The following is a 20,538-nucleotide window of genomic DNA, read 5'->3' as shown; positions in this document are numbered from 1 at the left end:
CACCGATCGTCGCGGCCGTCGAGAATCCGGCGCAGGTTATTCGAGCGAGCTCAGCGCGCGTCCGAGCTGGTCGATCTCGTAGCGCGTGGTGTACGGCGCCAGACCGATGGTGACGGCGCCCCCCTCGTCGTTGACACCGAGCGCGTCGAGTAATCGGCTGCCGCCGTGCACGCCGGAGACCGTGCCGATCCGGTTGTCGGCCAGCTTGGCCGCCACCTTCTCCGCTTGCATGCCCGCCATCGTGAAACTGACGGTGGGGATGCGGGTGGAGGCGCGGCCGATCACGGTGAGGTTCTCGACCTTCTCGAGCACCTGCATCAGGTGGTCGAACAGCTGGTCGTGGTAGTCCTGCAGCGAGGTGATCGACATCTCGAGCCGTTCGCGGCGGGTACCGCGGGCGCGTTCGTCGAGCCCGGCGAGGAAATCGATCGACTCGGTGAGCCCGGCCAGCAGCGCGTACTGATGCCCGCCGACCTCGAGCCGTTCAGCACCCTTGGCATAGGGGTTGAGCGACATCGACGGGATGCGGTCGAGGAACGCGGGGTCACGGAAAACCAGCGCGCCCACCTGCGGTCCGCCCCAGGACGGCGCGCTCAGCGCGACCACGTCGGCGTTGAGTTCGTCGATATCGATCAGCGCGTACGGTGCGGCGCCGAACGCGTCGGCGACCAGCAGTCCGCCCACGTCGTGCACGCGGTCGGCGGCCACCCGGACCGCGGGCGCCGAGCCGACGATCGGGGACGCGGCGGTGAGCGCCACCAGGCGCGCGGTCGGGCCGATGAGCTCCTCGAACTGCCAGGACGGCATCTCGCAGGTCTCGATCTCGACCTCGGCCCAGCGCACATGCGCGCCGTAGCGGTTGGCGATGCGCAGCCACGGGGCGACATTGGCCTCGTCGTCGAGCCGGGACAGCACGATGCCGGTGCCGAGACCGAGCCGGGAACTCAGCGATTCCGCCAGCCAGGCCAGCAGCACCGCGCGATCGGGTCCGAGCACGACGCCGGCCGGATCTCCACCGACCAGATCGGCGACCGCCGAACGCGCGGCGTCGAGGATCGCACCGCTGCGGGTCGCCGCACCGTGGCGGCCGATGTGGGAAAACGAGGAGGTGCGGAAACCCGTTGAGACGGCACGCGATACCGAATCGGGAACGAGCATCCCCGCCTGCGGGTCCAGATGAATCCAGCCGTCGCCCAGGGACGGTATCAGGCCCCGAACCCTCGCGACGTCATAAGTCATGGTGGCCACTTTAAGGGCAGCGGGCGTCCCGGTGTAACCGCGTCGGGGTTTTAGCGCGAACCCGGCACACACGCAATGATGGGGATATGACGCACTCGGAGGATGTACCGGAATCCATCGTCGTGATCGGTCCCGACGGCCGTCCGCTCACCGTGCCCGCCGACCAGAACGGCGGTTCCACGTTCACCGGACAGGTCGTGCCCGACGACGAGAAGCCCGCCACCGACGACGCCGACGGGGGTGAGTCGCTGGCCGACATGGTCGAGCAGCCCGCCAAGGTGATGCGCATCGGCACCATGATCAAGCAGCTGCTCGAGGAGGTGCGGGCGGCTCCGCTCGACGACGCGAGCCGGACCAGGCTCAAGGAGATCCACAAGTCCTCGGTCCGCGAGCTCGAGCAGGGCCTCGCCCCCGAACTGCGCGAGGAACTGGAGCGGCTCACCCTGCCGTTCACCGACGAGTCGGTACCGTCGGACGCCGAACTGCGGATCGCCCAGGCCCAGCTGGTCGGCTGGCTCGAAGGCCTGTTTCACGGCATCCAGACCGCGCTGTTCGCCCAGCAGATGGCCGCCCGCGCGCAGCTGGAACAGATGCGTCAGGGCGCCTTGCCGCCCGGCATGCACGCGGGTGATCACAAGGCCGGTGGCCACGTCGGGGGTGGGCAGTACCTGTAGCGAACACGCCGTACCGGCCATCGATGCACCCTGTAAGGTCGGGGACCGTGCCCGCAGCTGCCGCTCGTCCCGATTCGGTCTCCGACCGGAGTGACGCGCGTACCGAAGAGAGCCCCGTGCATTCCGACGACAACTCCCCGGTGACCGAGGCCGTGGCCGAGGTCGCGCCGCCGATCGTGTCGGATTCGCAGACGTTCACGCGCGCGTTCAAGGACATGCGCGACGGCTTCCATCAGCGCGAGCTATGGCTGTCGCTGGGCTGGCAGGACATCAAGCAGCGGTACCGCCGTTCGGTGCTCGGCCCGTTCTGGATCACCATCGCGACCGGGCTGCAGGCGCTGGCGATGGGTCTGCTGTATTCGACGCTGCTCGATCAGCCGATCAGCGAGTACCTGCCGTATGTGACGGTCGGCCTGATCGTGTGGAACGTCATCCAGGCCTCGATCCTCGAGGGTTCCGATGTCTTCATCGCCAACGAGGGCCTGATCAAACAGCTGCCGTCGGCGCTGAGCGTGCACGTATACCGGCTGGTGTGGCGGCAGTTCCTGTTCTTCATCCACAACGCGGCGATCTACGCCGTGCTGGTGGCCGCGTTCTCGATCTGGCGTGACCTGAACTGGTCGATCCTGCTGGTCTTCCCCGCGATCCTCCTGCTGTTCCTCAACGCCATGTGGGTGTCGATCGTGTTCGGCATCTTCTCCACCCGCTACCGCGATATCGCCCCGATCCTCGGCTCGATGACGCTGATGCTGTTCGTGCTGACCCCGGTCATGTGGTCGACGAAGGCGCTGGAGAACTCGGTCGGCGGCATGAGCGACCGGGCCAAGCTGATCGAGATCGTCCCCACCTTCCACTACCTGGAGATCGTGCGCGCGCCGCTGCTCGGCGAGCCGTCGGAGTGGCATCACTGGGCGATCGTCGGCGCGATCACGGTGGTCGGCTGGATCGTCGCGATCCTGGCGCTCAAGCAGTACCGTGCCCGCGTCCCGTACTGGGTTTAGGAGCAGACTCCCGATGAGCCGTGTGAGTATCGAAACCCAGCAGGCGTGGGTCGAGTTCCCCATCTTCGACGCCAAGTCGCGGTCGCTGAAGAAAGCGTTCCTCGGCAAGGCTGGCGGCGCGATCGGGCGCAACAGCTCCGATGTGGTCGTCGTCGAGGCGCTGCGTGACATCAACCTCTCGCTCAAGGAAGGCGACCGGATCGGCCTGGTCGGCCACAACGGCGCGGGCAAGTCGACGCTGCTGCGGCTGCTGTCGGGCATCTACGAACCCTCCCGCGGCAGCGCGCGCATCCGCGGCCGGGTGGCGCCCGTGTTCGACCTCGGCGTCGGTATGGACCCGGAGATCTCCGGCTACGAGAACATCATCATCCGCGGCCTGTTCCTCGGGCAGACCCGCAAGCAGATGATGTCCAAGATCGACGAGATCGCCGACTTCACCGAGCTCGGCGAGTACCTGTCGATGCCGCTGCGCACCTACTCCACCGGCATGCGGGTGCGCCTGGCGATGGGCGTCGTCACCTCGATCGACCCCGAGATCCTGCTGCTCGACGAGGGCATCGGCGCGGTCGACGCCGAGTTCATGAAGAAGGCGCGCACGCGGCTGCAGTCGCTGGTCGCGCGCTCGGGCATCCTCGTCTTCGCCAGCCATTCCAACGAGTTCCTCGCCCAGCTGTGCGACACCGCGATGTGGGTCGACCACGGCCAGATCCGGCTGCAGGGCGGGATCGAGGAAGTCGTGCGCGCGTACGAGGGTCCCGACGCGGGTAATCACGTGGCACAGGTGCTGCGCGAGCTGGAGACCGAGGGCGCAGCGGGCGCAGGCGGCGAACGAGAACTGGAGCAGAACCAGGCATGAGCGACGACCACGGGAAGCCGGTGCCGGGTGGGTTCAGCATGACCGATCGCCTCGAGGCGACCGAGGCACCCGCAGAGCCCGCCGCTGCCCTGGCCGATGACGCGGTGCTGCCCGACGAACCGGCGCCCGCGCAGGTCGTCGCGCTGGCTGACGACGCGGAACTGCCCGCAGGCGCCGAACCCGCCGACATCACGACCGAGACCGGGCCGAGCGCGCGGATCATCGCGGTGGTCGTCACCCACAAGCGCCGTGAGCTCCTCGCCGAATCACTGAAGGTCCTCGCCTCGCAGTCACGTCCGGTCGACCATCTGATCGTCGTCGACAATGCCAACGAGGACGCGGTGGCCGAACTGGTCGCGCAGCAGCCGATCGAGGCCACCTACCTGGGTTCACGGCACAATCTGGGCGGCGCCGGTGGTTTCGCCCTCGGCATGCTGCACGCGCTTACCCAGGGCGCGGATTGGGTGTGGCTGGCCGACGACGACGGCCGCCCCGACGGGCCCGAAGTGCTCGCGACGCTGATCGATTGCGCGCGCAGGCACAACCTGGTCGAGGTATCGCCGGTGGTCTGCGATATCGACGAACCCGACCGGCTCGCGTTCCCCCTGCGCCGTGGCGTGGTGTGGCGACGGCTGCGCTCCGAGCTCGGTGACGAGGACTTCCTACCCGGCATCGCCTCGCTGTTCAACGGCGCGCTGATCTCGGCGAAGGCCGTGGATCTGATCGGTGTGCCCGACCTGCGGCTGTTCGTACGCGGCGACGAGGTGGAGGTGCATCGCCGCCTGGTCCGCTCCGGGCTGCCCTTCGGCACCTGCCTGCAGACCGCCTACCTGCATCCCAACGGCGCCGAGGAATTCAAGCCGATCCTGGGCGGGCGGATGCACACCCAGTACCCGGACGACCCGGTCAAGCGCTACTTCACCTACCGCAACCGCGGCTATCTGATGTCGCAGCCCGGTATGCGCAAGTTGCTGCCGCAGGAGTGGATTCGATTCTCCTGGTTCTTCCTGGTGACCCGTCGCGACCCGGCCGGCCTGAAGGAATGGTTCCGGCTGCGCTCGCTCGGCCGGAACGAACAGTTCGGCAAACCGGACTAGGCGGAGCCCCCAGAAATAGGGGGTAGTCCTGGCGATCTCGCAACCTAGGATCGGTAAGTGACCTTACGAACGAGTTTCGCGTCCACCGCTGCCGCCATCCTCGCCGGCAGTGCACTATGCCTGGCCGTGCCGGGCACCGCCAACGCCGATGACACCTGTCAGCTCGGCGCGTCCAACGTCGGCCCCCGCTCCTGCGTCATGAACGAACTGCGCACGGCCCCGGTGCCCACGCTCGGCAACGGCGTCTGCTTCGGCCTCGTGAACGTGGGCGGCACCGCGTTCGACGGACCGCTCAACTCCCCGAGCGTGGCGCCCGGTGCCACCCACAGCATCTCGCTGCGCATCTCGCAGGGCCTGCTCGGCAACATGGCTCCTGCTCTGCTGACGTGCGATGTGAATGTCATCGTCGACTGGCGGAACCTGGACAACGGTGCCACCGGCTCCATGACGCATTTCGTTCCCGCCAGCCACAACAGCACCTATCCGTTCCAGGTGGTCGCCCCCACCGGCCCCGGCCGGTTCCAGCTCACCGTGCGCACCGACCGTCCGAGTCTGCCCGCCTCCACCGAGATCGTCGTCCCGTAACCTGCGTCGACGCCACCGGGACCTGATTCGTCAGCCCTCGGCGGCATAAATCAGTTGTGCGGTGTCGCGGGTGTGCGGCACAGTGGGAGCAACGTTGGAGAGGAGGTGGATGTCCGTGAGTACAGCCGTGTGGATTGCCGTGCCCGGGGAGCGCGATTGCGCGCCCGCCCTGGCCGCTCCGGACATCACCTCTACTCGCTGAACCCGTTGTCGGGTTCGGCGCCCGATGAAGGACTTCACACCGATGGTCGACTACGACCTGCTCGTCCCTTACGGCTGGACCGAAGCCGTAGCTTCTGAATATCTGCCGCTGCTCGGCGATCTCACCCCTGCCCGCATCGTCCGGATGGACCGCAGCGAATGCGATGTGGTCACACCGAGCGGCCCGGCGCGGGCCTCCTGTCCGCGCGATATCACCGGACTGTGTACCGGCGACTGGGTGGGCCTCGACGCCGAACACACTGTGCGGCAACTGTTGCCGCGTCGTTCGGCGATCATGCGATCGTCGGTGTCGGGGCGTTCGGTCGCCCAGGTGCTGGCGGCCAATGTCGACACCGTGCTGATCTGCACGGCCGCCGACGGTGATGTGGACCTCGGCCGGATCGAGCGGATGCTCGCCCTGGCGTGGGAGAGCAACGCGCAGCCGGTCGTCGTGCTCACCAAAGCCGATGCCGCGGTGGATATCCCGCTCGACGAGGTACGTGCCGTCGCACCCGGGGCCACGGTGCTCGCGGTGAGTGCCTCCGCCGATGTCGGCTTGGATGTGCTCACCGCTTCGCTCACCGGAACGGTCGCCTTGATCGGCCCGTCCGGTGCGGGCAAATCGACCCTCGCCAATGCCCTGCTCGGCGCGCAGGTGTTCGCCACCAACGCCGTTCGCGCGGTAGACGGCAAGGGCCGCCACACCACGGTGCACCGTGAGCTCCGTCCGCTCCCCGGCGGCGGCACACTCATCGACACTCCGGGACTGCGTGGCATCGGCCTGTACGACGCGGCCGAGGGCATCGGCAAGACATTCAGTGACATCGAATCCCTCGCCGCCGAATGCCGTTTCGCCGACTGCGCGCACCAGACCGAACCCGGCTGCGCGGTTCTCGCCGCCCTCGCCGACGGCACCCTCCCCGAACGCCGCTTGACGAGCTATCGAAAACTGGCCAAGGAGAACGAATGGATGGCGGCCCGCACCGACAAGCGCCTCGCCGCCGAACGCGCCCAGGCCTGGCGCACCATCGCCAAACAACAGCGCCGCCGATACCGCGAACGCGGCCACCGCTAACCCACCTGGACAAATGATCACCACGCTCTGGTGTAAGCATCGGCCGAGTGCCGACCCGCACCAGAGCGTGGTGATCTTGTTCATCCGGTGGAGCCGCGCTCGCCCGGACGCGGGTGCGGTAGCGCGATAGGGTGCGGGCGCACGGTTCGCTATCCGGGAGGGATGAATGAGTAGCCCCGGCGATTTCCCATCACCACACCCCGCCGATTCGGCTCGCGCCGATGTCGGCGAAACAGGCGGTGGCACACCGCAACCCAGCCTGATCCGGCCCCACACCGGCGACCAGTGGTCGGTGAGCAGGCCGGACATCCCACAGCCCGGCCACGGTCGCCCGGGAGTCGCTCCACCGGGATTCGGCGGGCCCGGTGCGCCACCCGGGTTCGGTCAGCCGCCTGCGGGGCACGGGACTCCAGCTCCTGGTTTCGCACAGCCGGGCCCAGGCGCGCCGCCACCCGGATTCGGCCAGCCCCCTTTCGGACCAGGCACTCCCTCTCCTGGGTTCGGCCAGCCTGGCCCAGGCGCTCCGGCTCCCGGGTACGGCCAGCCCGGCCCCGGCGCGCCGCCACCCGGATTCGGCCGTCCGCCTGCGGGACCGGCCGTTTCGGCCCCCGGTCAGCCGCAGATCCCGCCACCGGGCCAGCCGCATAACCCCGCTTTCGGCCAACCACACACTCCGCCAACCGGTCTCGGTCCCGCGCAGGGCGCTCCGCAGCGGTACGGCCAGCCGCAGGGTGGACCCGCGCAGCCGGGATTCCCGCCTCCGCAGCGTCCTCCGGCGGGGGCCGGCTCTTTTGACGGATTCGCCGGGGCTCAGGGCGATCAGCCGCGGTTCGGGCAGTCCGGGGCCGGTTACCCACCGCAGGGCGCACCCGGCCAGTTCGGGCAGCCGCCTCAGGGCGCGCCGCGGCAAGGGCCGAATCCGCCTGGGATCACGGTGGATTCGTCGTATCCGTGGATCTCGTTCATGCTGGCGCTGGTCAAGCCGAAGATCTTCGTCAACGGTCAGCCGGTGCCGGATGCGCGGTGGGGGCAGACTCATGTGCCGGTCGGGCCGGGGCAGTATCACGTGCGCGTGGTGACGCCGTGGCTGTCGGAGATGGGGCCTGCGGAGATCCAGGTTCCGGTCGGGCATGGGCCGGGGAGCAAGGTCTACTACAAGCCGCCCGCGGTCATCTTCCTGAAAGGCGCGATCGGGCCGGAGCCGCAGAAGACACCCGGTCTGCTGTTCATGGCGCTGCCGTTCGCGGTGCTCGCGCTGGTCTTCCTGTTGATGTTCGTGCTGATCCTGGTGGGCTGACCCCGTCGCACAAAACGAAACACGCCGCGCCGGAACGAATTCCGGCGCGGCGTGCAGCTTTCGGACTCAGCTGGGGTCGATGCCGTACAGCCTGGCCCAGTTCTCGCGGCTGGTGAGCTCGGGGACTGCGGCGCGGTACTCGGCCTGCAGGGCGGGCAGTTCCTTGCGGAGCTTGCGCAGGGTGCGGTAGGTGCGGATGAGCAGGGCGCGGGCGCGGGCCTTGTCGCGGCGGCGCACGCGGACGCCGGACTGCGAGGCGTCGGTGACGACGACGTGGTCGAACAGGCCGACGTGCCACCAGTGCGCGTCCTCGCGGGTGACTCCGATCAGGCCGGGCTGGGTGCGTCCGGTCCACTGGGTGATCGCGCGCTTGATCAGCACCAGGGTGACCCGGCTCGGTTCACCACTGGCCCGGCGGACCTGGATGTCGGCGGAGTTCACCGGCGGGGTCGCGGCGGGGTGCTTGATCGTCTCGGGGTAGTCGCCGCGGGTGCCGCGGGCGGCGGCGAGGGCGTCGATGCCGCCGTCGCGCAGCACCTTCGGGCCCTTCATGAAGTCCTCGATGCCCTGCAGGGTGGTGTGCACCAGGCCGTACTGCATGCCGACGAGATGCTCGGCGATGTAGCGGAAGAACTCGCGCGTGATCGCCTTGCCGTCGAGATCGGTGTGCAGGGAGCCGACGATGAGCGAGTTGCGCGTGGAGAAGTAGCGCGCCCAGTCGTCGTAGTCCTTCCAGTAGAAGTCGGCGTGCCAGACGGCCGCGTTGGGCAGGGTGACGGTGACGAAACCGTGCTCGCGCGCGCGGATGCCGTACTCGACGTCGTCCCACTGGAAGAAGATCGGCACCGGCAGGCCGATCTTGGCGACCACCTCGGCCGGGATCAGGCAGGTCCACCAGGCGTTGTAGCCGGCGTCGACGCGGCGCTCCTGGTTCTTCTTGAGCATGGAGGTGTTGCGCAGCGCCTTGGGCACCTTCTGCCCGTGCTTGAGCTCGTGCAGGTGCACCTCCTCCGCGCCGACATTGAGGTAGTCGGGGTTGAGCAGGAACAGCATCTGCGCGCCGACCAGGGTCGGTTCGACGGTCAGGTTGGCGAAGGCCTGCAACCGCAGCACGGTCTCGGGCTCGCAGAGGATGTCGTCGTCCATCAGGATGACGTCGGCGTGCTCGTTGGCCGCCGACACCTCGTACAGGCCGCGGGTGAAGCCACCGGCGCCGCCGAGGTTGGGCTGGCGGATGTAGCGCAGCTTGTCGCCGAAATCGGGGCGAACCTGCTGGAACAGCGGCCGGTTCTCGACCAGGTCGGTGCCCTGGTCGACGACGTAGACCGCGTCGATGGCGGCCAGCACGGTCGCGTCCGAGGCCAGCGCGGCCACGGTGTGCGCGCAGTCCTCGGCCCGGTTGAAGGTGCAGATCGCGATCGCGACCGGACGGACCTTCTCCGGCGCCTGCGCGGTCCAGGCGAGCTCGGTGATGTCGAGCGGACCGCCGATGGCGTCGAACTCGAGCCACAGCGCGCCACCGTCGACGTACTGGTCGAGCGGGGCGCTCAGGCTGACGCGCCCGCTGCTGGTTGCCACGAGCGAGGCGATGATGCGGCGGTGGCCGGCGATGTCGGAGGCGACCAGGCGCACGTTGGCCTTGTCACCGACCTCGAGGGTCGCGCCCACCGTCACCTCGGTGACGGTGGTCCAGCGCTGCCAGTAGCTGGCGGCGAAGCGGCCGAAGTAGGTGTTGGTGTGCGCGGTGGCGCCCTTGGGCAGGTGCAGCGCCAGGCGCTCGCGAACCGCGGCGCCGCCCTTGACGACGGCGTAGAGCTCGTCGCTGACCCGGGCCGACGGACCGGTGAATATGCCCCTGGCCAGCACCAGCCGCTCCGGCGCCGCGTGTTCCCCGCGCAGCGATTCCGGCGCGGCCTCGCGCCGATCGTTCGATTCGGTCACGGCTCCCGTAGCCGACTGTTCCATGAAGTCCTCGAAATTCTCGGTATCGACTGCGCCGACGCAAGCAGTCACGTAAAGAAAGGGCGGCGCGGCAGGCGGGGGTGAGGATATCAATCGCCCGGCGTCGTCGCGCCGTCAGTGAGGGGTCGCCGCACCCCGCGCGTGTTGCTCTTCGGTTGCCGAAGAGCCGGTGAAGACGAATTTGTCGTAGGCCCAATAGCGGAATACGACCGCGACGATCTGGCCGATCAACGTGCCGGAAATGTTGTCCGACAGCGGCGAGGACAGGTCGAGCACATAGCGGGAAAAGCCGAGGCAGCCGAGTTGCAGGCCGATCGCGACCACGTTGAATACCGCGTACAAAAGGTACTCACGACCGGGGTTGTCGGTCTTCTTGTGGGAGAACGTCCACCACTTGTTGCCGAAGTAGGTGACCACCGTCGCCACCGCGATCGCGATGATCTTGGCGGGCAGCGGAGAGTGATACAGCACACCTTCGGAGAAGGAGAATCCCCCGCCCCAGAAGACCAGCAGGTTGTAGGTGCCCGCGTCGACCAGGAATCCGATCGCGCCGACGACGAGGAACGCCGCCCCCTGCCGCAGGGCCGTCACCACCTTCGACATCAAGGACGCGGGGACCGGCTCGGACAACTCGGGGTGGGACACGGGCCGACCGTACACCGATGGCCCGTCGGCTCCCGCGTTAAGCTCGCTGAACCGGGTGAGCGGATCGCCACCGCGCTGTGTACCCTCCCGGTGTCCCACTGCTGCCTACATCGAGGATTGACCCGGGTGGACTCCACCGAGCTTCGCATTGCCGCCGTGGTCCCCTGCCACAACGAAGAGGCTGCGGTCGCCAAGGTCGTCGCCGACCTGAAGGCCGCCGTGCCGGGGATCGTCGTCTACGTCTACGACAACCTGAGCACCGACCGCACCGCCGAATGCGCCCGCGAGGCCGGGGCGATCGTGCGCTACGAGAACACCAAGGGCAAGGGCAACGTCGTGCGGCGCGCCTTCGCCGACATCGAGGCCGATGTCTACGTGATGATCGACGGCGACGACACCTACGAGGCGTCCGCGGCCCCGCTGATGATCAAGACGCTGCTCGATGGCCCCTACGATCACGTGCTCGGCGTGCGCAAGCAGGACGAGGACACCAACGCCTACCGCTCGGGTCACGAGACCGGCAACAAGGTGCTCAACGGCGTCGTCGGCAAGGTGTTCGGCGAGAACGTCGAAGACATGCTGAGCGGCTTCCGGGTGTTCTCGCGCCGGTTCGTCAAGAGCTTCCCCGCCGTCTCGCGCGAGTTCGAGATCGAGACCGAACTGACCGTGCACTCGCTGCACCTGCGGGTGCCGCAGACCGCGGTGCAGGTCGGTTTCCGTGACCGCCCGGCCGGCAGCGAGTCCAAGCTGCGCACCTACCGCGACGGCACCAAGATCCTCGCGCTGATCCTCGGCCTGGCCAGGCACGAGCGCCCGGTGGCGTTCTACGGCCTGTTCGGCACGCTGGCCTGGCTGGTGTCGCTGATCCTGACCGTCCCGATCGTGGTCGAGTTCTACAACACCCACGAGGTGGCGCGGTTCCCGACGCTGTTCTTCGCGTTCACGCTGATGCTGCTCGGCAGCCTGGCCTGGACCGCGGGCATGATCCTCGACGGCATCCGCCGGTCCCGCCACGAGGCGGCGCGGCTGGTCTACCTGCGCTATTCCGCGGCCGGGGTGAACGACGACGTCGCTGCCGGAGACCGTCGGTGACGACTTCGACCGAGCCGGACACCACCGTCGAGCTCAGCAAGCCCGCTACTCCCGCACCGAGCACCAAGGACCGCGTCCTCGCGCCGGTGCGCACACTGACCGACAAGCTGGGCGCGGCCACGGTCGCGTTCGCCGTGATCGCGACCGTGTTCGGCGCGCTGTTCGCCGTGCTCACGCCGCCGTTCTGGGGCCATGACGAGCTGACCCAGTTCGGCCGCGCCTACCAGGTCGCGCACGGCGGGGTGTTCCCGCAGCGCATCGCCGACGATCGCGGTGTCGCCTACGGCGGCCAGATCCCGGTCAGCGTCGACGCGCTGATGGGCTACGCCTTCCGCGACTACAACGACAACCCCGACGAGCCCGACGCGATGGTGGCCGACCCCGGCGCCTACGACCGGCTCGGTGACGCCGAGATCAGCTCGGCGACCAAGCAGATGTGGTTCACCAACACCGCCGCGTATTCGCCGGTGCCGTATGTGCCCGCCGCCGTCGGCATCCGGCTCGGTGAGGCGCTGGGCCTGAATATCGGCGGGTTGCATCTGCTGACCCGGCTGGCCGGGCTGCTCGTCTACCTCGCGGTCGTCGGCTTCGCGCTGTACTCGCTGCGGGAGCGGCGCAGTCAGTGGCTGGTGTTCACCGTCGCGGTGCTGCCGATCGCGCTGTTCCAGGCCGGCACCGTCACCGCGGACACGCTCACCAACGCGCTCGCGATCATGGTGTCGGCGCTGCTGCTGAAGGCGCTGTTCGTCGGTGATCGGCTGCGGCCGGTGGAAACCGGTGCGTTGCTGGCCGCGACGATCGCACTGCCGCTGAGCAAACCGACCTATGTGCTGCTGGCGATGCTCGTTGTCGTGGTGCCCGCCGACCGGCTCGGATTCACCGGGAAACTCAAGCTGATTCCGTGGGCGTTCGCCGCGACGGGCGGCGCGCTTTTCCTCGCGTGGACCAAGATCGCCGCGCCGACCGGTGAAGGCATGGGCCTGATGCGCCCGCCGCACCAGTGGTACGAGGTGCGTCCGGGCGACCAGCTGAAGGGAATCATCGGCGACCCGGTGCAATTCGTGCACACGTTCGGCGAGAGCATCGCCCTGCGCGATCATCGCTGGTTCAACCAGTTCTTCGGTGAACTCGGTTTCGCCTATGTCGACGTGCCCGCGATATCCATGCTGGCGTGCCTGATCGCCTTCGCGGTGAGTTTCGGTATCGCCGACCGGATGAGCACCGTGACAGCCACTTTCCGGCGCACTCTGATCGTGGCGCTGACGGTGCTGGCGAGCGTGGCGATGATCTACGTGACGCTGTACATGTCGTTCACGCCGGTCGATTTCTACATCATCGACGGTGTGCAGGGCCGGTATTTCGTGCCGCTGGCAATCATGGGTCTGGCCGTCGTCGCGCGCTGGGTTCCCTTGCGGCTCACCGATTCCGACGGCGTGATTCCCACTCGCGGAACAGCGATCACCGTCACCTGCGCGTCGGTTTTCGCGCTGATCGCCGCGGCCGCAACGTATTACACCGTCGTCTGGGGATAATTCCCGGACGACGGTGGGGGTCAGAGCTTCTTTTCGCCCGCCGCGGCGTAGGCGCGTTCGGTGGCGGCCTTCTTGGGCCGCCACCAGCCCTCGTTCTCGCGGTACCAGGTGATGGTGTCGGCCAGGCCTGCCCGGAAGTCCGCGTACCGCGGCGACCAGCCCAGTTCCTCGCGCAGCAGGCTCGCGTCGATGGCGTAGCGCTGGTCATGGCCCGGCCGGTCGGTCACGTGATCGAAGTCGGCGGGATCGCGGTCGAAGGCCTGCAGAATGAGCTGGACGACACTGAGATTGTCGAGTTCACCCTCGGCGCCGATGAGGTAGGTCTGGCCGATCCGGCCGCGGTCGAGAATGTCCCACACCGCGCGATTGTGATCGTCGACGTGGATCCAGTCGCGCACCTGATGGCCTGCGCCGTAGAGGCGCGGGCGCACACCGTCGATCAAATTGGTGATCTGGCGTGGGATGAATTTCTCCACATGCTGATACGGGCCGTAATTGTTGGAACAGTTCGACAGCGTCGCGCGGACGCCGAACGACCGGGTCCAGGCGCGTACCAGCAGATCGCTGCCCGCTTTCGTCGCCGAATACGGGCTCGACGGGTTGTAGGCGGTGGTTTCGGTGAAGGCCGGATCGTCGGGGGCGAGATCGCCGTACACCTCGTCGGTGGAGACGTGGTGGTAGCGCACGTCGTGGCGGCGCACCGCCTGCAGCAGCGAGTAGGTGCCGACGATATTGGTCTGCACGAACGGCCACGGCTCGGCCAGGGAGTTGTCGTTGTGCGATTCGGCGGCGAAATGCACCACCGCGTCGACGCCGCTGACCAGATTGTCGACCAGGTCGAGATCGGCGATGTCGCCGTGCACGAATTCGATCCGATCGGCGACCGAATCCAGCGACGCGCGGTTACCCGCGTAGGTGAGCGCGTCGAGGACGGTCACGTGCACATCCGGGCGCGTTGCCACGGTCTGCTGGACGAAATTCGCGCCGATGAAGCCGGCCCCGCCGGTTACGAGCACTCGCACCTCGCCAACGATACGTGCTCGCGCACGCGTACCGTGCGGCGGAGTCCGGCCGAAATCCGTTGCCGTACCGCCGCACTGCGGAGAAGCCCTAGATATTTACACCGTGATGTCGGTCACACTACGGGACGGTAGGTTACGACTCAGGGGCTGGTTTCCTGAGAAAAGGCCCGGTCAACGCTCAGGTTTCGAGCAACGCACTGGTCCTGGGGTATCGCCGGTGAACAGAATTTGAATAGACGGTCACGGCGGGTTCACCGCGCGTTAGCTGCGAGGGATTTTGATCATCGAGTCCCCTCCGAACGCTCCAACATCGAGGTTCAACGAAAATGCTGATGAGGAAATTCGCCGCCACCTCGGCGCTGCTGATCGCTGCCATGGGCGTCACCGCCGGCGCCGTCAACGCTGCGCCGAACGAGGCCCCGGCCCCGGTCAACTTCACCGCCCAGGAGATCAACGGCACGTCCGTCATCACCACCGACGCGGGCTCGCTGGTCGAAGAAGAAGGCGCCTTCAAGATCAAGGCCGCCGACGGCACCACCATCGCCGCCACCCCGCTGACCTTCCGCCTCGACGACTTCGAGCTGCCCATCGCGGCCGAGATCTCGGGCAACAAGGCCGTCCTGACCCCGCAGCTGGACCCGGCCAAGGCCGTGTACAAGCCGGTCGCCCTGCCTTTCGAGGACAAGGCCCCCTGGAAGTCGGAGTACGACCGTGAGGTCGCCGCCTTCAACCGCATGAAGGACACCATCTCCATGGGCGCCTCCATCGCGTCGCTGGTCGGTGGCCTCGGCGGCGCCGCCGTCGGTTGCGTCCTCGGTGGCGTCCTCGCCGGCACGGTTGCCCTGGGCACCATCGTCGGCCTGCTCGGCCCCTTCCTGCCTGCCGCCGCCGTCGGCTGCATCGCGGGCGCGCTGCTGGTGGGCCCGGTCGGCGCCATCGCGGGCAACATCTTCATCACCGCCCCCGTCGCCATCGGTGCTGCCATCCAGTACTTCACCACCATCAACCAGCCGTTCACCGCGCCGGCCAAGTAATCCGGTCTCGAACGACGCACAACTGAACTCGCACAACTGAATACGCGAGCCAGGAGCCCCGCCCGGCATTCCGGGCGGGGCTTCATGCATTGATCCCCTGCACCGCATCGACATTGAGGACTCCACCGCTCATGCTCATCAAGAAGTTCGCCGCGACTTCGGCCCTGCTGATCGCCGCCATGGGCGTCACCGCCGGTGCTGTCAACGCCGCGCCCGCCGAGGCCGCCCCGATCAACTACACCGCCCAGGAAGTGAACGGCACGTCCGTGATCACCACCGACGGTGGTTCGCTGGTCGCCGAAGATGGCGCCTTCAAGATCAAGGCCGCCAACGGCGACACCATCGCCGCCACCCCGTTGTCGTTCCGCCTCGACGAGTTCGAGCTGCCGATCGCCGCCGAGATCTCGGGCAACAAGGCCGTCCTCACCCCGCAACTGGACCCGGCCAAGGCCGTCTACAAGCCCGTCGCGCTGCCCTTCGAGGACAAGGCGCCGTGGAAGAGCGAGTACGACCGTGAGGTCGCGGCCTGGAGCCGCCTGACCGGCACCATCTCGATGGGCGCCTCCATCGGCGCGCTGGTCGGTGGCCTCGGCGGCGCCGCCGTCGGTTGCGTCCTCGGTGGCGTCCTCGCCGGCACGGTCGCCCTGGGCACCATCGTCGGCCTGCTCGGCCCCTTCCTGCCCGCCGCCGCCGTCGGCTGCATCGCCGGCGCGCTGCTGGTGGGCCCGGTCGGCGCGATCGCCGGTCAGCTGTTCATCACCGCTCCGATCGCGATCGGTGCGGCCATCCAGTACTTCACCACCATCAACGCGCCGTTCAAGGCTCCCGCCAAGTAGTCCGGGACCGAATACAGCGAAAAGCCCCGTCCGGCGCACGTGCCGGGCGGGGCTTCTTCAGGTAGGAGGCTCGTCCGGCCGATCGTGATCAGGACGTCCGAGCCAGTTCGATAGCTTCTACGCGGTCCTGGCCCGCTGGGCGGGTTCCAGGGCGACCCGGACGAACTTGGCGACCCGGCCGAGCACCGAGCGGCTCTCCGGCATGCTCGGCAGGATGCTCATGAACGCGTGCACCTGGCCGCGCCACAGCTCGAGGGTGTTGGGGACACCCGCGGCGCTGAGCCGGTGGGCCATGAGTTCGCAGTCGTAGCGCAGCAGTTCGTCCTCCGCGGCGATGAGCAGGACCGGGGGCAGTCCGGCGAGGTCGGCGTTGACCGGCGACAGCGCCGGGTCGAGCGGACCCTCGCTCTCGGCGCCGAGCCGGACGACAGCCTCGAGACCCGCCAGCGGGATGTACGCGTCCCGGCTGACGTTGACGTATCCCTGCTTGGCCCGGTAGTCCAGGTCGAGCAGCGGGCTCAGGCCGACCAGCGCCGCAGGCAGCGGCAGCCCGATCTCGCGGGAGCGCAGCGCGGTGGCGAAAGTCAGGTAGCCGCCCGCGGAGTCGCCCGCGAAGACGATCCTGGCCGGATCGGCGCCGTGGCGCAGCAGCCAGCGGTAGGCGAGCACACAGTCCTCGATCGCCGAGGTGATCGAGCGGCCCGGCAGCTGCCGGTACTCCACATTCAGCACGGGCAGTCCGGTCCGCCGGGCCACGCCCGCGACGATCGCGCGGTGCGACTGCAGGCCGCCGACCGCGAATCCGCCGCCGTGCATGTACAGCACCGCGCCATGACGCAGCGCACGCGATCCGCCCGCGGGGCGCACCATCTCCATCTTGAAGCCGTCCATCTGGATCTGCTCGCGCTCGATGCCGTGCGGTTCCGGCCGCAGCCGGGAGAGCAGGTCGACGGCGGCGGCGCCGATCGGGATGGTCGCCCGGTTGATCGGGACGGTCCGCAGCAGCGGTCCGATGACACCGACGCACGCGCCCATCAGGACCCGCGAGGAGGTGCTGCTCCGGCCGGAGTTCACGATAATGCCCTGGGGGTGGGGCTTGCCCGTACTCTTGGCTGTGGTGGCGGGCGCGACCCCGCTGAACACACCGATTCCGGCGATCTTGGGTGTTGCCATCGCGCACCTACCTCACAGCTGGCGCGTCGACCGCGGACCAGGGCAACCCCCGGAACGGATGTCGACGCTGACATCTAACACGGTGATGTTTCACACATCGATGCTCACATAATCAGATGAACGCGATGTCTGTCCCGTTAATCGCCCGACACGCCCGGTCACGAAACGTTCGTGACCATTTCGTCGACGTGTCGGAACCTCCCCGACTCCGCGCGAGCGGGAGCTGGCAGACTTCCCCCATGCGCGGAATCATTCTGGCGGGCGGCACCGGTTCGCGGCTGCACCCCATCACGCGCGGGGTGAGCAAGCAGCTCGTCCCGGTCTACGACAAGCCCATGGTCTACTACCCGTTGTCCACCCTCATGTTGGCAGGGATCGACGACATTCTCGTGATCACCACGCCGGAGGATGCCGACGCGTTCGCCCGGCTGCTCGGTGACGGCAGCCAGTTCGGCGTCTCGATCAGCTACGTGGTGCAGCCCGAGCCCGACGGTCTCGCGCGCGCGTTCGTGCTGGGTGCCGACCATATCGGCGCCGAGCCCGCCGCTCTGGTCCTCGGCGACAACATCTTCCACGGGCCCGGCCTCGGCTCCAGCCTTGCGCGGTTCCACGACATCGACGGCGGCGCGGTGTTCGCCTACTGGGTCAGCGACCCGACCGCCTACGGCGTGGTGGAGTTCGAGCAGGGCCGCGCGGTCTCCATCGAGGAGAAGCCGAAGGTGCCGCGCTCGAACTACGCCATCCCCGGCCTCTACTTCTACGACAACGACGTGGTCGACATCGCCCGCGAACTGCGCCCGTCGGCGCGCGGCGAGTACGAGATCACCGACATCAACCGCGCCTACCTCGAACAGGGCAAGCTGAGCGTCGACGTGCTCGCCCGCGGCACCGCCTGGCTCGACACCGGCACCTTCGACTCGCTGCTCGACGCCGCCAACTACGTGCGCACCATCGAGGAACGCCAGGGCCTCAAGATCGGCGTGCCCGAAGAGGTGGCGTGGCGACGCGGGCTGATCACCGACGACCAGCTGTGCGAGCTGGCCGAACCGATGGTGCGCTCCGGCTACGGCCGCTATCTGCTGGATCTGATCGACCGCGGGAAAGACTGGTAAGCATGCAGATCCGTGAACTGGCCATCCCCGGCGCGTGGGAGGTGACCCCGCGCCTGCTCGGCGACGACCGCGGCATGTTCTGCGAATCGTTCAAGGCCTCGGAGTTCGAGAAGGCCACCGGGCGGCCGTTCGAGCTGCACCAGGTGAACACCTCGGTCTCGGCCGCCGGTGTGCTGCGCGGCATCCACTACACCGAGGACCCGCCCGGCCAGGCCAAGTACGTGACCTGCGTGCGCGGCGCGTTCCTCGACGTCGTCGTCGATCTTCGGCCCGGCTCGCCCACCTACGGGCGCTGGGACAGTGTGCTGCTCGACGACGTGCACCGCCGCTCGGTGTTCCTGTCCGAGGGTCTCGGCCACGCCATCCTCTCGCTGGAGGACGGCTCGACGGTCACCTACCTGTGCTCGCTGGAATACTCCCCCGAATTCGACCGCGACATGGACGCTTTCGATCCCCGCCTCGGGATCGAGTGGCCGACCGAGGGTCGCGACGGCAGCAGACTCACCTATATCCGCTCCGCCAAAGACGAACTCGCCCCGCCTTTTTCCTGATCCACGTGAAACGCCGGACGGCACCACCCGCGAAAGGTGGTGCCGTCCGGCGTTGTCCGATCAGGCGACCGGTTCGAGGACCTTCTCCTCGGCGACCGGCACCTCGGCGACCCGCGACCGGGTCAACCGCGGCAGGAAGACCGTCAGGGCGACCAGCGCGCCGACGATGGTGACGCCGGCGGCGAACTCGAGGCCCGGCCGGTAGGTGTCGAGCATCTGCTGCGGCGTCGCACCGGCGCCGTGTCCGCCGGAGGTGACGATCGCGGTGGTCACCGCGAGCACGATGGCCGCGCCGACCTGCATGGAGGTCTGCAGCACGCCGGCCGCCAGACCCTGCTCGTCGTCATCGATACCGCTGGTGGCCTGCACGTTGATCGCCGGGAAGCCGACCCAGCCGATGCCGATCAGCAAGATGGCGGGCAGCAGCACGGTCAGATAGTCCGGCGCGGTGTCGACCCGCAGGAACAGCAGGTAGCCGACGGCCATGACGGACATGGTGACGGCGATGACCGGTCCGGTGCCGAAGCGGTCGATCAGCTTCTCGGAGAAGAACGCCGACCCGACGACCAGGATGCCCACCGGCAGCAGCGCCATCGCCAGCTTCAGCGCCGACCATCCCAGCGTGTCCTGCATGTACAGGGTGACGATGAACTGCCAGCTGAAGTAGGAACCGGCGACCGCGATGATGGCCAGGCTGGCCCGCACCAGCGACACCTTGCGCAGGATGCCCAGGCGAACCAGCGGGTGCTTCACCCGCTGCTCGGTGACAACGAACGCGGCGAACAGGGCGATGACGGCGAGGAACGAACCGACCGTGCGGAGCGAGGTCCAGCCGACCTCCGGCGCGGTGACCACGGTGTAGACCAGCAGCAGCATGCCCGCGGTGGACAGCAGCGCGCCGAGCAGATCGTGACCGCCTTCTTCTGCCTTCCCGTCCTTGGGCACCAGCACGTAGGCGGCGACCAGGGCGGCCAGGGCGATCGGGACCGGCAGCAGGAAGGTCCAGCGCCAGCCGACGCCGGTCATCAGGCCACCGAACAGCAGGCCCATGGAGTAACCACCGGCACCGAAGACGGTGTAGATGGACAGCGCCTTGTTGCGCGCCTTTCCTTCGGCGAAGGTCGTGGTGATGATCGACAGGCCGGTGGGCGCGGTGAACGCGGCGGCCAGGCCCTTGATGAAGCGGGTGACGATCAGCAGCGCCGGGTCGCTGACCAGGCCGCCGACCAGCGAGGCGACGGCGAACACGGCCAGCGCGACGAGGAAGACCTTGCGGCGCCCGAGCAGGTCGGCGGTGCGGCCGCCCAGCAGCAGCAGGCCGCCGTAACCGAGGACATAGCCGCTGACGAGCCACTGCAGGGTGGAGGTGGACAGATCGAGTTCGGCGCCGATGGACGGCAGCGCGACACCGATCATCGAGACGTCGAGACCGTCGAGGAACAGAACGATGCACAGGGTGATCAGCATGCCCCAGAGGCGAAGCGGCCACCTGGTCGGATCGGTCGCCTGATCTGCGGCCGAGAGCGTTGCTGGCGAAGTCATGCGGAGGACATT

The 20,538-nt window shown here is 68.1% G+C and carries 20 protein-coding genes; 13 read left to right on the top strand and 7 right to left on the bottom strand.

The window, feature by feature from the left end; all coding sequences use genetic code 11:
- Positions 1-36 precede the first annotated feature (36 nt).
- A complete protein-coding gene (locus IEY60_RS23545; protein WP_189032189.1) occupies positions 37-1,239 on the bottom strand; it encodes a cysteine desulfurase-like protein in 1,203 nt (400 codons plus the stop codon).
- An 86-nt stretch (positions 1,240-1,325) separates the two neighbouring features.
- Between IEY60_RS23545 and IEY60_RS23540 the strand changes: the two genes are divergently transcribed.
- The 6 genes from IEY60_RS23540 to rsgA all read left to right on the top strand — a co-directional run bounded on the left by IEY60_RS23540 (position 1,326) and on the right by rsgA (position 6,728).
- Positions 1,326-1,913 carry a bacterial proteasome activator family protein gene (locus IEY60_RS23540; RefSeq protein ID WP_189032187.1) on the top strand — a complete coding sequence of 196 codons (588 nt, stop codon included), beginning with the start codon at positions 1,326-1,328 and terminating at the stop codon, positions 1,911-1,913.
- A 116-nt stretch (positions 1,914-2,029) separates the two neighbouring features.
- The gene (wzm, locus tag IEY60_RS23535) at positions 2,030-2,914 is read left to right on the top strand and encodes a galactan export ABC transporter permease subunit Wzm/RfbD (protein ID WP_444543806.1); all 885 of its coding nucleotides are present in this window, start codon (positions 2,030-2,032) and stop codon (positions 2,912-2,914) included.
- Positions 2,915-2,927: 13 nt separating this feature from the next.
- Positions 2,928-3,770 carry a galactan export ABC transporter ATP-binding subunit Wzt/RfbE gene (gene wzt, locus IEY60_RS23530; RefSeq protein ID WP_189032185.1) on the top strand — a complete coding sequence of 281 codons (843 nt, stop codon included), beginning with the start codon at positions 2,928-2,930 and terminating at the stop codon, positions 3,768-3,770.
- Positions 3,767-4,867, top strand: a complete 1,101-nt coding sequence (gene glfT1 / locus IEY60_RS23525; protein WP_229740061.1) for a galactofuranosyltransferase GlfT1 — start codon at positions 3,767-3,769, stop codon at positions 4,865-4,867. The genes wzt and glfT1 overlap by 4 nt, the downstream gene beginning before the upstream one ends.
- A 57-nt stretch (positions 4,868-4,924) precedes the next feature.
- Positions 4,925-5,452, top strand: a complete 528-nt coding sequence (locus IEY60_RS23520) for a hypothetical protein (protein WP_229740060.1) — start codon at positions 4,925-4,927, stop codon at positions 5,450-5,452.
- A gap of 244 nt (positions 5,453-5,696) precedes the next feature.
- Complete coding sequence (gene rsgA, locus IEY60_RS23515) at positions 5,697-6,728, top strand: ribosome small subunit-dependent GTPase A (protein WP_189032183.1); 1,032 nt, start codon at positions 5,697-5,699, stop codon at positions 6,726-6,728.
- 190 nt (positions 6,729-6,918) lie between these two features.
- On the opposite strand, the gene IEY60_RS23510 is transcribed toward rsgA, so the two are convergent.
- Positions 6,919-7,131, bottom strand: coding sequence for a hypothetical protein (locus IEY60_RS23510; protein ID WP_189032174.1), 213 nt, complete (start codon positions 7,129-7,131; stop codon positions 6,919-6,921).
- Positions 7,132-7,692: 561 nt separating this feature from the next.
- On the opposite strand from IEY60_RS23510, the gene IEY60_RS23505 reads away from it, so the two are divergent.
- On the top strand, positions 7,693-8,025 hold the full coding sequence (locus IEY60_RS23505) for a hypothetical protein (RefSeq protein ID WP_189032172.1): 333 nt from the start codon (positions 7,693-7,695) through the stop codon (positions 8,023-8,025).
- Between the two features lie 66 nt (positions 8,026-8,091).
- Here the strand turns inward: IEY60_RS23505 and IEY60_RS23500 are convergent, their stop codons facing one another.
- Both IEY60_RS23500 and IEY60_RS23495 read right to left on the bottom strand, forming a co-directional pair.
- The gene (locus tag IEY60_RS23500) at positions 8,092-9,990 is read right to left on the bottom strand and encodes a glycosyltransferase (protein ID WP_189032170.1); all 1,899 of its coding nucleotides are present in this window, start codon (positions 9,988-9,990) and stop codon (positions 8,092-8,094) included.
- A gap of 111 nt (positions 9,991-10,101) precedes the next feature.
- Positions 10,102-10,632 carry a GtrA family protein gene (locus tag IEY60_RS23495; protein WP_189032161.1) on the bottom strand — a complete coding sequence of 177 codons (531 nt, stop codon included), beginning with the start codon at positions 10,630-10,632 and terminating at the stop codon, positions 10,102-10,104.
- 126 nt (positions 10,633-10,758) lie between these two features.
- On the opposite strand from IEY60_RS23495, the gene IEY60_RS23490 reads away from it, so the two are divergent.
- Together IEY60_RS23490 and IEY60_RS23485 are read left to right on the top strand one after the other, a co-directional pair.
- Positions 10,759-11,724, top strand: a complete 966-nt coding sequence (locus tag IEY60_RS23490) for a glycosyltransferase (RefSeq protein WP_189032159.1) — start codon at positions 10,759-10,761, stop codon at positions 11,722-11,724.
- Positions 11,721-13,256, top strand: coding sequence for a DUF2142 domain-containing protein (locus IEY60_RS23485; protein ID WP_189032157.1), 1,536 nt, complete (start codon positions 11,721-11,723; stop codon positions 13,254-13,256). Before IEY60_RS23490 ends, IEY60_RS23485 begins: the two co-directional genes overlap by 4 nt.
- 20 nt (positions 13,257-13,276) lie before the next feature.
- On the opposite strand, the gene rfbB is transcribed toward IEY60_RS23485, so the two are convergent.
- Entirely contained in the window at positions 13,277-14,278 is a 1,002-nt protein-coding gene (gene rfbB, locus IEY60_RS23480) for a dTDP-glucose 4,6-dehydratase (RefSeq protein ID WP_189032155.1), read from the bottom strand.
- Positions 14,279-14,604: 326 nt separating this feature from the next.
- Here rfbB and IEY60_RS23475 point away from each other — a divergent pair, with 326 nt between their 5' ends.
- Together IEY60_RS23475 and IEY60_RS23470 are read left to right on the top strand one after the other, a co-directional pair.
- Positions 14,605-15,312, top strand: coding sequence for a DUF8020 domain-containing protein (locus tag IEY60_RS23475; RefSeq protein ID WP_189032153.1), 708 nt, complete (start codon positions 14,605-14,607; stop codon positions 15,310-15,312).
- Positions 15,313-15,443: 131 nt separating this feature from the next.
- On the top strand, positions 15,444-16,148 hold the full coding sequence (locus IEY60_RS23470; protein ID WP_189032151.1) for a DUF8020 domain-containing protein: 705 nt from the start codon (positions 15,444-15,446) through the stop codon (positions 16,146-16,148).
- A gap of 117 nt (positions 16,149-16,265) precedes the next feature.
- On the opposite strand, the gene IEY60_RS23465 is transcribed toward IEY60_RS23470, so the two are convergent.
- Positions 16,266-17,321, bottom strand: a complete 1,056-nt coding sequence (locus IEY60_RS23465) for an alpha/beta hydrolase (protein ID WP_229740059.1) — start codon at positions 17,319-17,321, stop codon at positions 16,266-16,268.
- Between the two features lie 239 nt (positions 17,322-17,560).
- On the opposite strand from IEY60_RS23465, the gene rfbA reads away from it, so the two are divergent.
- Positions 17,561-18,433, top strand: coding sequence for a glucose-1-phosphate thymidylyltransferase RfbA (rfbA, locus tag IEY60_RS23460; RefSeq protein ID WP_189032148.1), 873 nt, complete (start codon positions 17,561-17,563; stop codon positions 18,431-18,433).
- A gap of 2 nt (positions 18,434-18,435) precedes the next feature.
- On the top strand, positions 18,436-18,984 hold the full coding sequence (locus IEY60_RS23455) for a dTDP-4-dehydrorhamnose 3,5-epimerase family protein (protein WP_189032146.1): 549 nt from the start codon (positions 18,436-18,438) through the stop codon (positions 18,982-18,984).
- Positions 18,985-19,044: 60 nt separating this feature from the next.
- Here IEY60_RS23455 and IEY60_RS23450 read toward each other — a convergent pair whose 3' ends face one another.
- Positions 19,045-20,526, bottom strand: coding sequence for an MFS transporter (locus IEY60_RS23450; protein ID WP_229740058.1), 1,482 nt, complete (start codon positions 20,524-20,526; stop codon positions 19,045-19,047).
- Positions 20,527-20,538: the final 12 nt, after the last annotated feature.

This window comes from Nocardia rhizosphaerihabitans (genome assembly GCF_014646295.1).
GTDB lineage: Bacteria > Actinomycetota > Actinomycetes > Mycobacteriales > Mycobacteriaceae > Nocardia > Nocardia rhizosphaerihabitans.
This window is presented reverse-complemented; position numbering and strand designations above follow the sequence as displayed.

What these genes read in the sequence shown, in the direction of transcription:
- IEY60_RS23545 (WP_189032189.1), bottom strand. Translation starts at nt 1,239, where the DNA reads ATGACTTATGACGTCGCGAGGGTTCGGGGCCTGATACCGTCCCTGGGC.
- IEY60_RS23540 (WP_189032187.1), top strand. Translation starts at nt 1,326, where the DNA reads ATGACGCACTCGGAGGATGTACCGGAATCCATCGTCGTGATCGGTCCC.
- wzt (WP_189032185.1), top strand. Translation starts at nt 2,928, where the DNA reads ATGAGCCGTGTGAGTATCGAAACCCAGCAGGCGTGGGTCGAGTTCCCC.
- glfT1 (WP_229740061.1), top strand. Translation starts at nt 3,767, where the DNA reads ATGAGCGACGACCACGGGAAGCCGGTGCCGGGTGGGTTCAGCATGACC.
- rsgA (WP_189032183.1), top strand. Translation starts at nt 5,697, where the DNA reads ATGGTCGACTACGACCTGCTCGTCCCTTACGGCTGGACCGAAGCCGTA.
- IEY60_RS23505 (WP_189032172.1), top strand. Translation starts at nt 7,693, where the DNA reads ATGCTGGCGCTGGTCAAGCCGAAGATCTTCGTCAACGGTCAGCCGGTG.
- IEY60_RS23500 (WP_189032170.1), bottom strand. Translation starts at nt 9,990, where the DNA reads ATGGAACAGTCGGCTACGGGAGCCGTGACCGAATCGAACGATCGGCGC.
- IEY60_RS23475 (WP_189032153.1), top strand. Translation starts at nt 14,605, where the DNA reads ATGCTGATGAGGAAATTCGCCGCCACCTCGGCGCTGCTGATCGCTGCC.
- IEY60_RS23470 (WP_189032151.1), top strand. Translation starts at nt 15,444, where the DNA reads ATGCTCATCAAGAAGTTCGCCGCGACTTCGGCCCTGCTGATCGCCGCC.
- IEY60_RS23465 (WP_229740059.1), bottom strand. Translation starts at nt 17,321, where the DNA reads ATGGCAACACCCAAGATCGCCGGAATCGGTGTGTTCAGCGGGGTCGCG.
- rfbA (WP_189032148.1), top strand. Translation starts at nt 17,561, where the DNA reads ATGCGCGGAATCATTCTGGCGGGCGGCACCGGTTCGCGGCTGCACCCC.
- IEY60_RS23455 (WP_189032146.1), top strand. Translation starts at nt 18,436, where the DNA reads ATGCAGATCCGTGAACTGGCCATCCCCGGCGCGTGGGAGGTGACCCCG.
- IEY60_RS23450 (WP_229740058.1), bottom strand. Translation starts at nt 20,526, where the DNA reads ATGACTTCGCCAGCAACGCTCTCGGCCGCAGATCAGGCGACCGATCCG.